This is a genomic window from Kushneria sp. Sum13 (assembly GCF_052692355.1).
The window spans coordinates 1,605,452-1,620,319 of record NZ_CP199847.1; the positions used below are offsets into that span (position 1 = coordinate 1,605,452).

10 protein-coding genes are annotated in these 14,868 nt (G+C 54.5%); 5 read left to right on the forward strand and 5 right to left on the reverse strand.

The genetic code is table 11. The features are described 5' to 3' along the window. Positions 1-55 precede the first annotated feature (55 nt). The 5 genes from ACUN8C_RS07580 to ACUN8C_RS07600 all read right to left on the reverse strand — a co-directional run bounded on the left by ACUN8C_RS07580 (position 56) and on the right by ACUN8C_RS07600 (position 5,801). On the reverse strand, positions 56-952 hold the full coding sequence (locus tag ACUN8C_RS07580) for a flagellin N-terminal helical domain-containing protein (RefSeq protein ID WP_445621618.1): 897 nt from the start codon (positions 950-952) through the stop codon (positions 56-58). A gap of 350 nt (positions 953-1,302) precedes the next feature. Continuing rightward, positions 1,303-2,193 carry a flagellin N-terminal helical domain-containing protein gene (locus ACUN8C_RS07585; protein ID WP_445621619.1) on the reverse strand — a complete coding sequence of 297 codons (891 nt, stop codon included), beginning with the start codon at positions 2,191-2,193 and terminating at the stop codon, positions 1,303-1,305. A gap of 367 nt (positions 2,194-2,560) precedes the next feature. Beyond that, on the reverse strand, positions 2,561-3,451 hold the full coding sequence (locus tag ACUN8C_RS07590) for a flagellin N-terminal helical domain-containing protein (RefSeq protein WP_445621620.1): 891 nt from the start codon (positions 3,449-3,451) through the stop codon (positions 2,561-2,563). A gap of 328 nt (positions 3,452-3,779) precedes the next feature. After that, positions 3,780-4,655 (reverse strand): flagellin N-terminal helical domain-containing protein, encoded by an 876-nt coding sequence (locus ACUN8C_RS07595; RefSeq protein WP_445621621.1) that lies wholly within the window; start codon positions 4,653-4,655, stop codon positions 3,780-3,782. A 261-nt stretch (positions 4,656-4,916) separates the two neighbouring features. Next, entirely contained in the window at positions 4,917-5,801 is an 885-nt protein-coding gene (locus tag ACUN8C_RS07600) for a flagellin N-terminal helical domain-containing protein (protein WP_445621622.1), read from the reverse strand. 456 nt (positions 5,802-6,257) lie between these two features. Here ACUN8C_RS07600 and ACUN8C_RS07605 point away from each other — a divergent pair, with 456 nt between their 5' ends. From ACUN8C_RS07605 to ACUN8C_RS07625, 5 genes are all read left to right on the forward strand, one after another. Further along, positions 6,258-7,487, forward strand: coding sequence for a cation:proton antiporter (locus ACUN8C_RS07605; RefSeq protein WP_445621623.1), 1,230 nt, complete (start codon positions 6,258-6,260; stop codon positions 7,485-7,487). A 152-nt stretch (positions 7,488-7,639) separates the two neighbouring features. Further along, positions 7,640-8,356, forward strand: a complete 717-nt coding sequence (locus ACUN8C_RS07610; RefSeq protein WP_445621624.1) for an RNA polymerase sigma factor FliA — start codon at positions 7,640-7,642, stop codon at positions 8,354-8,356. Positions 8,357-9,201: 845 nt separating this feature from the next. Beyond that, a complete protein-coding gene (locus tag ACUN8C_RS07615) occupies positions 9,202-10,032 on the forward strand; it encodes an AraC family transcriptional regulator (RefSeq protein WP_165814267.1) in 831 nt (276 codons plus the stop codon). Positions 10,033-10,272: 240 nt separating this feature from the next. Beyond that, positions 10,273-11,550: an efflux RND transporter periplasmic adaptor subunit gene (locus tag ACUN8C_RS07620; protein ID WP_445621625.1), complete on the forward strand. Its 1,278-nt coding sequence runs from the start codon at positions 10,273-10,275 to the stop codon at positions 11,548-11,550. A gap of 15 nt (positions 11,551-11,565) precedes the next feature. After that, entirely contained in the window at positions 11,566-14,793 is a 3,228-nt protein-coding gene (locus tag ACUN8C_RS07625; RefSeq protein WP_445621626.1) for an efflux RND transporter permease subunit, read from the forward strand. The last annotated feature ends 75 nt before the right edge of the window (positions 14,794-14,868 follow it).

Genomic DNA, 14,868 nt, shown 5'->3' on the forward strand with positions numbered 1-14,868 from the left:
CCATACGAAAAAGGCCAGCATAGGCCGGCCTTTTTGCATTTGGTTCAGGAAATCATTAACGCAGCAGGGAAAGAACACCCTGAGTGGTCTGGTTGGCCTGTGCCAGTACCGAGGTGCCGGCCTGCTGCAGAATCTGTGCCTTGGACATGTTCGACACTTCTGTGGCGTAGTCGGCGTCTTCGATGCGCGAGCGGGCTGCGCTCAGGTTGGTGGCAGTGGTGCTGATGTTGTCGATAGCCGACTCAAAACGGTTCTGAACGGCACCCAGGTCGCTGCGGTTGTTGTCGACCGATTTCAGCTTTGCATCTAGGGTTTCAAGAGCATTAGCGCTCAGTACATCGAAGCCGCTGGCATTCACAGCGCGTGTACCGCCACCACCATTAGTCAGTGCGGCACCTGCTGTCCCTGTAGCGTTGGTATACATATCCCAGCCAGTACCTGCGCCAGTACCAGATGATTGACCGATCTTGATATCGATTTTTTCACCATCGTTGGCACCAACCTGAATGCTGAAACTGCTGCCAGTACCTGTGGCCTTGAACAGATCGGTACCGTTGAAGGAGGTGCTTTCGGTGACGCGGTTGATCTCTTCCAGGCGCTGATTGACTTCCTTCTGGATGGAGTCAACGTCGCTGGCGGAGTTGGTGCCGTTCTGAGCCTGAACAGTCAGTTCACGAATGCGCTGCAGGTTGTCATTGACCTGATCCAGTGCGCCTTCGGCGGTCTGGGCCAGTGAGATACCGTCGTTTGCGTTGCGGCTGGCCTGGTTCAGACCGGTAACCTGAGAGGTCATGCGGTTGGCAATGGCCTGGCCGGCGGCGTCATCCTTGGCGCTGTTGATGCGCGAGCCGGAGGACAAACGCTCGATGGCAGTGTTCAGGGAATTCTGTGACTTGTTCAGATTCTGCTGAGCGGTCAGAGACAGGGTGTTTGTGTTGACGACCATTGCCATATTTGCGATTTCCTGTAGGTCTTTCTAAAAGGAAGCGGCCTTGATAAACCGGTTAATTCGCGGCATCTGCCGCCTGATTTAATTATCGGTACTGCTTGATGTTTTCTTTAGCTGCTGCCGGAAGTTTTTCGCTTGCTGCTGAAGTGGGGACATCACTGTGGGTTACACCTGTCCCTGCACGAGGCTTCTGGCAGTTCATCGTGCCTGCAGACTCATTAACGACGCGGAAAGGAGATCGCTTGAGCACCGACGCTAAAAATCCTTGGCTTTTCGAGGGGGGAATAGAGGGTGTCAGAAAACAAAAAAGGCCGGCATAAGCCGGCCTTTTCGTTGATCTACTTCAGAAGCCATTAACGCAGCAGGGAGAGTACGCCCTGAGTGGTCTGGTTGGCCTGCGCCAGCACCGAGGTACCGGCCTGCTGGAGGATCTGCGCCTTTGACATGTTCGACACTTCAGTGGCGTAGTCAGCGTCTTCGATCCGCGAGCGTGCAGCGCTCAGGTTGGTGGCCGTAGTGCTGATGTTGTCGATGGCCGACTCGAAACGGTTCTGAACGGCACCCAGATCACTGCGGTTGTTGTCGACCGATTTCAGTTTGGCGTCAAGCTGTGCCAGAGCCTGCGTGCTCATGACGTCAAAACCATTGGCTGCAACAGAGCGACCGCTGCCGTTAACAGTAGCGACAGTGTTGGCAGCCGTCGAGGTATACATGTTCCAGCCATCGACCGTTGTATTGGCAGTCGTGTCGGACTGACCGATCTTGATGCTGATCTGTTCGCCATCGTTAGCGCCAACCTGAATGCTGAAGGTGCTGTCTGTGGCGGCGGCAAACAGTTTCGTGCCGTTAAAGGAAGTGCTATCGGTGACGCGATTGATCTCTTCCAGACGCTGATTGACTTCCTTCTGGATGGAGTCAACGTCGCTTGCGGAGTTGGTGCCGTTCTGAGCCTGAACGGTCAGTTCACGAATGCGCTGCAGGTTGTCGTTGATCTGATCAAGCGAGCCCTCGGCGGTCTGGGCCAGTGAGATACCGTCGTTGGCGTTACGACTGGCCTGGTTCAGGCCGGTAACCTGTGATGTCATGCGGTTGGCGATGGCCTGGCCGGCGGCGTCATCCTTGGCGCTGTTGATGCGTGAACCGGAAGACAGACGCTCGATGGCGGTGTTCAGGGAGTTCTGCGACTTGTTCAGGTTCTGCTGAGCGGTCAGAGACAGGGTATTGGTATTGACAACCATTGCCATGTTTGCGATTTCCTAATGCGTCTTTCTAAAAGGAAGCGGCTTATGTAAGCCAGTTTTTCGCGGCACTGCCTGCCGCCTGACCTGTTTATCGGTGGTTTTCGATGTTTTCTTTAGATATCTGAAATTTTTTTTTGATATGCGAACAGCCAGACCTGATAGCACTGTTACTGTCATTGGCTTGTACAAGTGCCTTATGAAAGGGAAAAGGCTCGTAAGCAAAAGGTTGAACGGCAATGTCAGAAGCAGCGTAATTCAGCAAGCGGCGAGGCATGTGGTTTGCAAAATGAAAAAGACCCTCCTTTTGAAGACACCAAAATACAAGGGGCCGGCATAAGCCGGCCCCTTGTATTGCAACTTCAATGAATACTTAACGAAGCAGAGAGAGCACGCCCTGCGTGGTCTGGTTGGCCTGCGCCAGTACCGAGGTGCCAGCCTGCTGCAGGATCTGTGCCTTGGACATATTCGACACTTCGGTCGCGTAGTCGGCGTCCTCAATGCGTGAACGGGCAGCGCTCAGGTTGGTCGCCGTGGTGCTGATGTTGTCGATGGCTGACTCGAAGCGGTTCTGTACGGCACCCAGGTCGCTGCGGTTGTTGTCGACCGACTTCAGTTTGGCGTCCAGAGTGGCCAGAGCACCAGAGCTCAGGACGTCAAAGCCCTGTGCGGATACGTCACGAGCCGTACCCTTGACCGTTCCCGCCGCAGCTGTTGATGCAGTGTACATGTTCCAGCCAGTATTGGCGGCGGCGGTACCGGCACCGTTGGAGCGACCAATCGAGATGCTAATGGTTTCCCCGTCGTTGGCGCCCACCTGGATGCTGAAACTGCTGCTTGAATTCGCAGCGAACAGCTTGGTGCCGTTGAAAGAGGTACTTTCGGTCACGCGGTTGATCTCTTCCAGGCGCTGGTTGACTTCCTTCTGGATGGAGTCGATGTCGCTGGCCGAGTTGGTGCCGTTCTGTGCCTGTACCGTCAGCTCACGAATGCGCTGCAGGTTATCATTGACCTGGTCCAGCGAGCCTTCGGCGGTCTGGGCCAGCGAGATACCGTCATTGGCGTTGCGGCTGGCCTGGTTCAGACCGGTGACCTGTGAGGTCATGCGGTTGGCGATGGCCTGTCCGGCGGCGTCATCCTTGGCGCTGTTGATGCGCGAACCGGAGGACAGACGCTCGATGGCGGTGTTCAGGGAATTCTGTGACTTGTTCAGGTTCTGCTGAGCGGTCAGGGACAGTGTGTTGGTATTGACGACCATTGCCATGTTTGCGATTTCCTAATGCGTCTTTCTAAAAGGAATCGGCTTATATAAGCCGGTTAATTCGCGGCACTGCCTGCCGCCTGACCTGTTTATCGGTCCTTTTGATAATTTTCTTTAGATCAATAGAAAATTTTTTGAGCATATAACGAGGTGATGCTTGATATGCCCGGTGCGGGCATCATCAGTTTTGACATGCACTGTCATGTCGAGAGGGAAGAGGTGTTAAAGCGACTTTCGACAAAACAATAATGGGGAATTACAACCTTTTGGAACCAATAAACAAAAAGGGCCGGCATAAGCCGGCCCCTTGTGTTGCAACTTCAATGAATACTTAACGCAGCAGAGAGAGCACGCCCTGCGTGGTCTGGTTGGCCTGCGCCAGTACCGAGGTGCCAGCCTGCTGCAGGATCTGTGCCTTGGACATGTTCGACACTTCAGTGGCGTAGTCGGCGTCTTCGATCCGTGAGCGGGCAGCGCTCAGGTTGGTGGCCGTGGTGCTGATGTTGTCGATGGCCGACTCAAAACGGTTTTGTACGGCACCCAGGTCGCTGCGGTTGTTGTCGACCGACTTCAGCTTGGTATCCAGATCAGCCAGAGCTGTGGCGCTTCGTACGTCAAAGCCCTTGGCATCTACGCCACGTGCAGTACCACCCACTGAGGCCAATGCAGTAGCTGCCGTACCTGTTGCCGAGTAAGCATTCCAGCCGCTTGAATCACCAATCTTGATACTGATCTTTTCACCATCGTTGGCACCGACCTGAATATTGAAGGTCGTGCCGGCAGTGCCTGTAGCAAACAGATCGGTACCGTTGAAGGAGGTGCTTTCAGTCACACGGTTGATCTCTTCCAGACGCTGATTGACTTCCTTCTGGATGGAGTCAACATCGCTGGCGGAGTTGGTGCCGTTCTGGGCCTGTACGGTCAGCTCACGAATGCGCTGCAGGTTGTCGTTGACCTGATCAAGCGAGCCTTCGGCGGTCTGGGCCAGTGAGATACCATCGTTGGCATTACGGCTGGCCTGGTTCAGACCGGTAACCTGTGAGGTCATGCGGTTGGCGATGGCCTGACCGGCGGCGTCATCCTTGGCGCTGTTGATGCGCGAACCGGAGGACAGACGCTCGATGGCGCTGTTCAGGGAGTTCTGTGACTTGTTCAGGTTCTGCTGAGCGGTCAGAGACAGGGTATTGGTATTGACGACCATTGCCATGTTTGCGATTTCCTAATGCGTCTTTCTAAAAGGAAGCGGCTTATATAAGCCGGTTAATTCGCGGCATCTGCCGCCTGATTTAATTATCGGTACGGCATGATGTTTTCTTTAGACTTTGTGCAAGAAAACAGAGCGATATTCTTGATGGCAGGGCATTTATTTCAGGCCACGTATGAACAAGCGACAGGCAGTAGAGCTGCCACATGGAAATGACAACAAAAGGGCCGGCATAAGCCGGCCCTTTTGTACTGCAAAAACAGATTAACGCAGCAGGGAGAGAACGCCCTGAGTGGTTTGGTTGGCCTGCGCCAGTACCGAGGTGCCAGCCTGCTGCAGGATCTGTGCCTTGGACATGTTCGACACTTCGGTCGCGTAGTCGGCATCTTCGATTCGTGAGCGGGCTGCACTCAGGTTGGTGGCCGTGGTGCTGATGTTGTCGATGGCCGACTCAAAACGGTTCTGAACGGCACCCAGGTCGCTGCGGTTGTTGTCGACCGCCTTCAGCTTGGTATCCAGATCAGCCAGAGCTGTGGAGCTTCGTACGTCAAAGCCCTTGGCATCTACGCCACGTGCAGTACCACCGACGCTTGCCAGAGTAGCTGCTGCAGTAAAACCTGTGCCAGAAGAGGCAAAAGAATTCCAGCCGCTTGAATCACCAATCTTGATACTGATCTTCTCACCATCGTTGGCACCGACCTGAATATTGAAGGTCGTGCCGGCAGTGCCTGTAGCAAACAGATCGGTACCGTTGAAAGAAGTGCTTTCAGTCACACGGTTGATCTCTTCCAGACGCTGATTGACTTCCTTCTGGATGGAGTCGACGTCGCTGGCGGAGTTGGTGCCGTTCTGAGCCTGTACGGTCAGTTCACGAATGCGCTGCAGGTTGTCGTTGACCTGATCAAGCGAGCCTTCGGCGGTCTGGGCCAGTGAGATACCATCGTTGGCATTACGGCTGGCCTGGTTCAGACCGGTAACCTGTGAGGTCATGCGGTTGGCGATGGCCTGACCGGCGGCATCATCCTTGGCGCTGTTGATGCGCGAACCGGAGGACAGACGCTCGATGGCGCTGTTCAGGGAGTTCTGTGACTTGTTCAGGTTCTGCTGAGCGGTCAGAGACAGGGTATTGGTATTGACGACCATTGCCATGTTTGCGATTTCCTAATGCGTCTTTCTAAAAAGAAGCGGCTTTTATAAGCCAGTTTTTCGCGGCACCTGCCGCCTGATGCAGTTATCGGTGCTACGTGATCATTTCTTTAGGTACTTCAGGAAGGTTTTATTTATCTTCCCGGTGAAGTGGTTACCGCTATGGGCCACCTGTCCCTGCACGCTGCCTTGGCAGTTCATCGTGCTTGCAGACTCATTAACGACGCGGGTAAAAATTGCTTGAGTAAGCATGGCGATTTTTTAGCGAAAATTAACGCCTTAAAAACTTATAAAGTTTTATGTGTTTGATGGATAAACAATAATCGAGACACTTGATCATTGTAGTGTTTTGTATATTCAGGACCGTTTTTAACTTCGAGTAACTCATTAACAGTAAGTGGGGGCTAAAGTGCACCGCATCTAAGAAGGTTAAAGCAGTGTCTGGAGATTACGAACGCAATGGATATGCACATCATGATGCTGGGCGGCATCGGTCTTTTGATTTTGCTGGTGGCGTGGCTGCCGCTGGTGATCAAGCGATTGCCCCTGTCGCTGCCGATCATCTGTATTGCGGTGGGCTTTTGTATTGCACGGCTGATGGGCGACGCCGCGCCAAGCCCACTGGCACATCCCGAGATCCTTGAAACGGTCACCGAGATTGCGGTGATCATTTCGCTGGCAGGCGCCGGGCTGCGTCTGGATAGAAGGGTGGGGCTCAGGCGATGGGCCAATACCTGGCGTTTGCTGAGCATTACCATGCCGCTGACAATCGTGATGGTCGTACTGGTAGGGATTTTTCTGCTCGGGCTGCCGATCGAGACTGCGCTGCTTTTGGGGGCGGTCATTGCGCCCACCGACCCAGTACTCGCCTCCGATGTCCAGGTAGGCCCGCCGCGTTCGGGGCCGGAAGATGAGGTTCGCTTTTCGCTGACCTCCGAGGCCGGGCTCAATGACGGGCTGGCCTTTCCCTTTACCTATCTGGCCATTGCGGTGGCCACGTATGCCACGCTGTTTGATTCGTGGAACTGGCACTGGCTGGGCGTGGATGTGGTATGGCGTATTGCCATTGGTGTGGCGGCCGGCTGGGGGATAGGGCGCCTGCTGGGTATTGTCACGTTTCGCCTGGGCAAGCTGTCGCTGGCCGGTACCGGGCAGGGCTTTGCAGCGCTGGGGGGGACCTTTTTAACCTACGCCGCTGCCGAGACGGTGCATGGCTATGGCTTTATTGCTGTTTTCGTATGCGCACTGACACTGCGGGGTGAAGAGGACAAGCATGACTACCATGTGCAACTTGCCGCTTTCAGTGAGGAGATTGAAAAGCTTTTGATGATGGCCATGTTGGTCTTTTTTGGTGCGGCCATCGCGGGCACGGCACTTGATGGTGTCAATCCTCTGATCGTGATGGCAGCAGTAGTGACGGTGTTTCTGATTCGTCCGCTGACGGGCATGATCGGTCTGATCGGCACTGCCATGCCATGGCATGAGCGCTGTGTGGTCAGCGTGTTCGGGATTCGCGGTATCGGCTCCTTCTACTATCTGGCCTATGCGCTGAATCAGGCAGAATTTGGTCAGGCTGAAACGGTCTGGGCGGTGGTCAGCCTGGTCGTGCTGATATCGATCGTGTTTCACGGCATCAGTGCCGGGTCACTGATGGCGATACTGGATAAAAGGCGCCGTCGAAAAGCGTAGCGGCGCTGGTGCTGTCATCAATCCCTAAAGAAAGCCGTACTTTTTGTGGCTCTTTTCCCATTCGTTTTTGTAGTGTTCTGTCAATAATGTGTGCACAAGACAGGCTGGACACATCGTGTGTCCCCTCATCAAACGGATTTCAGGATATGGGCATGTATACGGCTCAAGGCAGAATCGATCAGAGGCAACTGCTGGACGACTATATGCCACTGGTTCGACGTCAGGCACTTTCGATGCAGGTGCGTCTACCGGCCAGTGTGGAGCTGGATGATCTGATACAGGCGGGCATGCTGGGACTTCTGGACGCCTTCAAGCGATTTGATGCCGATCAGGGGGCAACGTTTTCGACCTACGCGTCTCAGCGAGTTCGCGGCGCCATGATTGATGAGCTGCGCTCACGTGACTGGCTGCCAAGAAGCGTCAGGCGCAGTGCCCGTGATATCGACCGGGCCATCTGGAAGCTTGAGCAGCGCGACGGGCGAGCCCCGACAGAGCGTGAGGTGGCTTCCGAGCTGGGTATCGAGCTGCGCGAGTATCAACAGGTGCTTAGCGATACCAATAACGGCTTTCTGATGACCTACGAGGACTCAAGCTCCGATGAGGCAGAGGCTTCGCGTCTGTCGGAAAGTGTTGAAAGCTCACTTGATCCTCATGATGTCTGGATTGCCGGCGCTGAACGCCATGAGATGATGGCGGCTATTGAGGCCCTGCCAGAACGCGAAAAACTGATGATGGCGCTCTATTATCAGGAAGAGCTGAACCTCAAGGAGATCGGCGCTGTCATGGGAGTGAGTGAGTCACGTGTTTGCCAGCTTCATGGCCAGGCGGTAGCAAGGCTTCGTGCAGCACTGGTTTCCATCGACGATTGAAACATTTTTAAACTGTCAAGTGACCCATATTATTCAAGGCGCCTTTAAAGGCGCCTTTTTATTTTATGAGGCAGGGGAAGGAGTCCGTTCCTCCGCCATGCCTCTGGTCCATGAGAAAACGGTTTTTTCGGGGGGTAATATAATTTAACGGCTTTAACGCACAGGTCTTTTTAGTGCGCAGGCAGGCACATTTTTGATGTTTATTAGTGGTTACTTTTAGAAACATTTCATTGCAATCAATGGCTTGCAGCTTTCAAAAGTTCGTATGATCAAAGAATGGGTATGTCATCGATATATTCAATTTTGGCCACACTATTGTCATCCCTATGGCTGTAAAGAATTGATGGGCTGCAGGGGGAGATGCTGAAAAAGGCTGGATAAACAAGGCCTATCTGAGCACGAGCATTAGTTTTATAATGCTTTAAATTGAATCAGGTATTATTTATTTAATAATAAAAAAAATTTTTTATTATGTTTTGTAGTTCTTCAGAGTTTAGCTTTTGACTGCACGATTAATGTATCAAAGCGCGATTTTAATAATCTTTGACAGTTTCATACTTTACTTGATCAGCCCTTCCCTTATTCTGCGTACAACTTTCAGCGAGTCAGCACTGAAATATTGTCGTTATGCAGACAGCAGGTTATGCGTTTTTTCATGACAACCTGATATCTCGACCGCCATGTTTCGACAATCGTGCTGCTCACTGAAAACGGTTACTGATCTGAAGGTCCTGATGCCGCGCCCATGCCTTTATTGCATTCAACGCCGCTGCCTTCAGTCCTGAAGATTCTGGCGCATAGAGGCGCCATGCCGTACACAACGCGTTATTGCCGAGGGAATGGATATGATGATGGACAGCAGAGAATTTGACGTCGCCGCAACTGAAGTCATTCTTCATGAGCACACCAACATTTTGATGCCCATGACGCTGGTGGCTCAGCAGGTCGGTCTTTCATGCTCGCATCTTCGTCGCAAGTTCAAACAGTCCTTTGGCGTAACGCCCACTGACTATCATGCAGCGATCCGTCTGGACCGTGCTGCCATGCTGTTGATTTATACCCGCAAGTCCATCATGGAAGTCGCGCTTGAGTGCGGCTATCAGGATCATGCGGCCTTTAGTCGTGTGTTTCGACGTCACTTCGGCAGCTCACCGCGCGGCTATCGTGAAAGCATGCGTATGGAGATTGCTACCAACGGTCTGGTGCGTGACGATGCGACACCGGTCAATGTGGTCGAACATGATGAAGAATATTTTCTGGTCATGCGCTCCTTTGGAGATGACAAGAACAGTGAAGAGAGTCTGCGTCAGATGCTGCTGTCCATGTGTCCGCAGCATGCCAAGGAGTCCATCGTCGAATCTGTCTGCTTTTATTATGACGATCCGAACATTACGCCGACGCACCGTATGCGCAAGGATGTCGGTTATCGCATGACACGTCGTGCGACCTGGAATCCGCCGCTGCCGCTGCGCTGGGTCACGGTACCGGCCGGCCGTTCGATGAGTGCCACACTGGGCAGTGAAAAGGATCGCGAGCAGTGCTTCAAGCACATGGCGATCCGCTGGGCGCAGGAGCATAACGAGCAGATTCGTGTTGATCACTCGCGCGTTATCTATCATGAAGGCCTGCGTGATGCCGGCATGAAAAGTCTTGAGCTGCGTGTTCCTCTTGATTGATTGACGCCAGAGAACAGAATATTTCTGAACGCCCCGCCATGCGGGGCGTTCTTGTTGTTATTGTTGACCTTCTGTCCTGCAGGATTGAACACCAGGCTTAAATGGTGGGCGCTATCGACCACCATTAATTTACATACATACAGGAATGCATCTAAACTGGTTTCATTCTCGGTTTGACCCTCATTGCGCGCTCTTGAAAAAGCGTCAGTTGATCACCTAATAACGACGGATATCCTCCAGATGAATCAGAAGTTTGCCAGACGGATCCAGGGGTGGAGTCTGATTGGAGTCTTCTCGCTGTTGCTCGTCGCCTGCGGCGGTAACGATGATAAAAAAGACGAGGGGCAGCAGGCACCACCGCCCAAGCAGGCTCAGGTACAGACGCTTAAGCCGTTTGATCTGGAGATGGACAAGACCTATCCGGCCATGGTGCGCAGCGACCGCTCGGTCGACATCATCGCGCGCGTGGATGGCACGCTGGAGCAGCAGCATTATCGGGCCGGAGATATCGTGCAAAAGGGCGATATCCTGTTCACGATTGAAAAGGATACCTACCAGGCTGCCGCCGCGCAGGCGCAGGCCGATCTACAGAGTGCGCGAGCCAGTGCCAATGAAGCGCAGCGTGATTACGAGCGCTATCAGCGTCTTTATCAAAATGGCTCGATCAGCCAGCAGCAGCGTGATCAGGCGCTCAGCCAGCGCGATACTTCCAGAGCCGCCGTCGCGCAGTCACAGGCTGCCCTGAAAAGTGCCCGGATCGATCTTGATTACACTGACGTCAAGGCGCCCGTAACAGGGCAGGTCAGCCTCAACGAGGTCAATGTCGGCAACTATGTGGCGCGCCAGACCGAGCTGGCACAGGTGACCCCGGTTGACCCGCTTGAAGTGCGTTTCTCCCTGCCTCAGGACGATGCCTTTGCGCTGCGCCGTCAGCGTCATATGGAGAATGCCCCCAAAGTGGGCGTCGAACTTGATTTTCCTTATGGTCAGGACAGCGCTACCACGGACACTTCACTGGAAGGTGATCTCGACTTTCTTGGCGACCGTGTCGATGAGAGCACCAGCACCGTGCAGTCACGCGCCGTATTCGAAAACCCTCAGAATCTTTTCCTGCCTGGACAGTTTGTCCGAGTCAAACTGAAAAATCTGATGCGGTTTCATGTTCTGGCCGTACCTGAAGTGGCGGTCACTGAAGGACTCAAGGGTCCCCAGATTTTTGTGCTCAACGATAACAATGAAGCCGAAAGCCGCTTTGTCACGATGGGAGAGCAGGCCCGGGGCTGGATCATCCTGACCGAAGGCATTGCGCCTGGTGATCGCGTGATCGTCAGTAATCTCGGCGGTATTTCGGGGGGCGATAAAATCGATCCGCAGCCCTTCGATGGCAACACGGACGAGACGCCTAGAGATCCTTCCGGCAAGGATGGTGGCAGCGCGAGCAACATGCCGGGGCAGAGTACTGGTGTTAGCGGTGGCTCCGATCAAACCAGTGCTGATGAACGCAGCAGCAACCATTAAGGGCGATTAGAGCCGATGAATATTTCGAGCTTTTTCATCAATCGGCCGATCTTTGCCACCGTCATCTCGATCATCATTACGCTGATCGGGTTCATGTCGGTAAGAGGATTGGCGGTCGAGCAGTACCCGCAGGTGGTGCCGCCTACCGTTTCGGTATCGGCGGCCTACCCGGGCGCCAGTGCCCAGGTGCTGTCGGAAACGGTTGCCTCCGTACTGACCCAGGAGATCAACGGCGTTCAGGACATGATCTATATCACGTCCACCAGCGCCGATAGCGGTCAGCTGAGCATGCAGGTTTATTTCCGGATTGGTACCGATCCGGATCAGGCCACCATCGACGTCAATAATCGTGTTCAGAGAGCGCTCTCTCAGCTGCCGACCGAAGTACAGAATCAGGGGGTTACCGTTGAGCAGCGTTCCAGCAGTATCCTGCTGTTCACGGCGCTTTATTCGCCCAACAACGAATATGATCGCCTTTTCCTGAACAACTACGCCAACATCAATATTCTTGATGAAATCAGGCGTCTGCCGGGTGTGGGGAATGCCGAAGTACTGGGCAACCAGGATTTCGCCATGCGTATCTGGCTCAATCCGGACAAGCTGTCGCAGTATGATCTGACCCCTGCTGAAGTCTCTTCGGCCATTCGGGCGCAAAATACCGTTGTTTCAGCGGGCAAGCTCAACGGTGCGCCCCAGCGTAAACCGGGCGCGTACACCTACACGGTGACCACCCAGGGGCGCATGTCCTCTGCCAGCGATTTCCGCAATATCATTCTGCGAACCAATGAAGACGGGTCATCGCTCAAGCTCAGCGATGTGGCCAGAGTCGAGCTAGGGTCGTCCAGCTATGGTATTATTGGCCGCGTCAATGGCTCACCTATTGCGCCAATCGCCATCTATCAGCAGCCGGGCGCCAACGCGCTGGACGTGGCTAATGAGGTCAAGACGACGCTGGCTGACATGAAACAGCGCTTCCCGGCGGGGCTGGATTACGTCATTCCCTATGATACGACGCTGTTCATCGATGCCTCGATCGAGTCGGTCAAACATACCTTCATCGAGGCGTTGTTGCTGGTCGCGATCATCGTGTTTGTTTTCCTGCAGAACTGGCGTTCAACGCTGGTGGCCATGTCAGTGGTGCCCATTTCGGTAGTGGGGACCTTCGGTGGCATGTATCTGCTCGATTTCTCGATCAACCTGCTGTCGCTTTTCGGCATGATACTGGCCATCGGGATCGTGGTGGATGACGCGATCGTGGTCATCGAAAACATCGAGCGCATACTCGAGGAAGAACCCGATACGACGCCCATGAACGCTGCCTTCAAGGCGATGAAGGAGGTGACCGGCCCGGTGCTGGCGACCTCCTTTATCATGGCGTCTGTCTTTATTCCCGTGGCCTTCATCTCCGGCATGACCGGTCAGATGTATCGTCAGTTTGCGATTACCATTGCGATCTCGGTGGGCATTTCAGCGCTGGTGGCGCTGTCCTTCACACCGGCCATGGGCGCCATTTTCATCAAGCGCCACAAGGAGGGTGAAGAGCCCCGCTGGCTACAGGTCGTCAAAAAGCCCTTCGTATGGTTCAACCGCGGCTTTGACAAGGTCACCAACGTCTTTCTGGCCTGTGTGGGCTTTCTGATCCGGCACTTTTTTATCACCATGGCGATGTTTGCCGGCTGCTGCGTACTTTCCTGGTGGCTGTATTCGCAGCTGCCGCAGGGATTGATACCGTCGACCGATCAGGGCGTCGTGCTCGCCGCGGTCAATCTGCCCGCCGGCTCTTCGGTGGAGCGCACCGACGAGTACATGCAAAAGCTCTCCAAAGAGCTCGAGGCCATCGATGCGGTGGATTATGCCACCTCCATCCCCGGCTATGATCTTGTGTCCGGGGCGGCCAATACCGCCAAGGGCACCATGTTCATTTCGATGAAACCCTGGTCACAGCGTGATATCACCGCAGACGGGCTTATCGGTACGATCATGAAAACGGCTGCCGGAATCCCGGGTGGGCAGGCCATGGCCTTCAATCTGCCGCCCATCATCGGGCTATCGCCTACAGGGGGGCTGACCGGATATTTGCAGTCGCTTGGCGGTGCCGATTCTCAGGAACTTGCTCAGGCGAGCCAGAAAATCATGCAGGCGGCCAATCAGGACCCGGCCATTGCTCAGGCCTTCACGACGCTGAATACGGCAGTACCGACCTATCACGCCACGGTGGATCGCGAAAAGGCGCAGAGTCTGGGCGTTGATCTAAGTGATTTGAACACGACGCTTTCCAGTACCTTTGGTAGTGCGTTTGTGAACTACTTCACACGTCAGAGTCGTAACTTCCAGGTGTATCTGCAGTCCGAAGACGAATTCCGCCAGTCGCCGGAAAACCTGAATCAGGTTTATGTTCGAGGCGGCGATGGTCAGCGTATTCCGCTGTCGGCTCTGGTCACGATGAAGCGTGAGCAGGCGCCCACGACGCTTGATCGTTATAACGTCTATCCGGCTGCCAAGTTCCAGATTGCCGCCGCGCCCGGCTACAGTAATGGTCAGGCAATAGAGGCCGTGCGCAAGATCGTTCAGGACCAGCTTGGCAGTGACTACTCGATGGGCTGGACCGGTGAGGCCTATCAACAGGAGAACGCGGGCGACGCGGCGGTCATTGCCATCGTGTTCGGTATCGTCATGGTGTTCCTGATTCTGGCAGCGCAGTATGAAAGCTGGACATTGCCGCTGGCCGTTATTGCCTCGGTACCCTTTGCCTTCCTTGGTGCGGTGCTGGCGGTCTGGCTGCGGCAGTTTGATACCAGTGTGTATCTGCAGATCGGGATGCTGGTCGTGGTGGGGCTTGCAGCGAAAAACGCCATTCTGATCGTGGAGTTTGCCCAGCAGCAGAGAGCGCATGAAGGGCTGTCGATCGTGGAGGCAGCCAAGCATGCGGCACGCCAGCGCTTCCGCCCGATCGTGATGACATCACTGGCCTTCATTGGCGGTACGCTGCCCCTGGCACTGGCCAGCGGTGCCAGTGAGGCAAGCCGTCATCATATCGGCACACCTGTAGTGGGCGGCATGATTACCATCACGATTTTTGCCAGTCTTTTCGTGCCGGCGACCTACGTGTTCATCATGCAGGGCTCACAGTGGGCCAGCCGCAAGCTGGGCATTGGTCAAAAGCAGGAAGAAGAGCAGGACGGCGCGACACAGGCGTCTACCGGGCGCTCAACGCACGCTTCCGATGAGGACAACCGCAGCTGATGGATACTGTGGTGGTTCAAGGGCCGCACCTTCGGGTGCGGCCTTTTTTTTGGTCGCTGGTCGCAGTGGTACTGC

Excerpts from the sequence above, each read along its gene's own strand:
- ACUN8C_RS07585 (WP_445621619.1), bottom strand. The coding sequence starts at position 2,193 with ATGGCAATGGTTGTCAATACCAATACCCTGTCTCTGACCGCTCAGCAG.
- ACUN8C_RS07600 (WP_445621622.1), bottom strand. The coding sequence starts at position 5,801 with ATGGCAATGGTCGTCAATACCAATACCCTGTCTCTGACCGCTCAGCAG.
- ACUN8C_RS07610 (WP_445621624.1), top strand. The coding sequence starts at position 7,640 with ATGTATACGGCTCAAGGCAGAATCGATCAGAGGCAACTGCTGGACGAC.
- ACUN8C_RS07620 (WP_445621625.1), top strand. The coding sequence starts at position 10,273 with ATGAATCAGAAGTTTGCCAGACGGATCCAGGGGTGGAGTCTGATTGGA.
- ACUN8C_RS07595 (WP_445621621.1), bottom strand. The coding sequence starts at position 4,655 with ATGGCAATGGTCGTCAATACCAATACCCTGTCTCTGACCGCTCAGCAG.
- ACUN8C_RS07625 (WP_445621626.1), top strand. The coding sequence starts at position 11,566 with ATGAATATTTCGAGCTTTTTCATCAATCGGCCGATCTTTGCCACCGTC.
- ACUN8C_RS07605 (WP_445621623.1), top strand. The coding sequence starts at position 6,258 with ATGGATATGCACATCATGATGCTGGGCGGCATCGGTCTTTTGATTTTG.
- ACUN8C_RS07615 (WP_165814267.1), top strand. The coding sequence starts at position 9,202 with ATGATGATGGACAGCAGAGAATTTGACGTCGCCGCAACTGAAGTCATT.
- ACUN8C_RS07590 (WP_445621620.1), bottom strand. The coding sequence starts at position 3,451 with ATGGCAATGGTCGTCAATACCAACACACTGTCCCTGACCGCTCAGCAG.
- ACUN8C_RS07580 (WP_445621618.1), bottom strand. The coding sequence starts at position 952 with ATGGCAATGGTCGTCAACACAAACACCCTGTCTCTGACCGCTCAGCAG.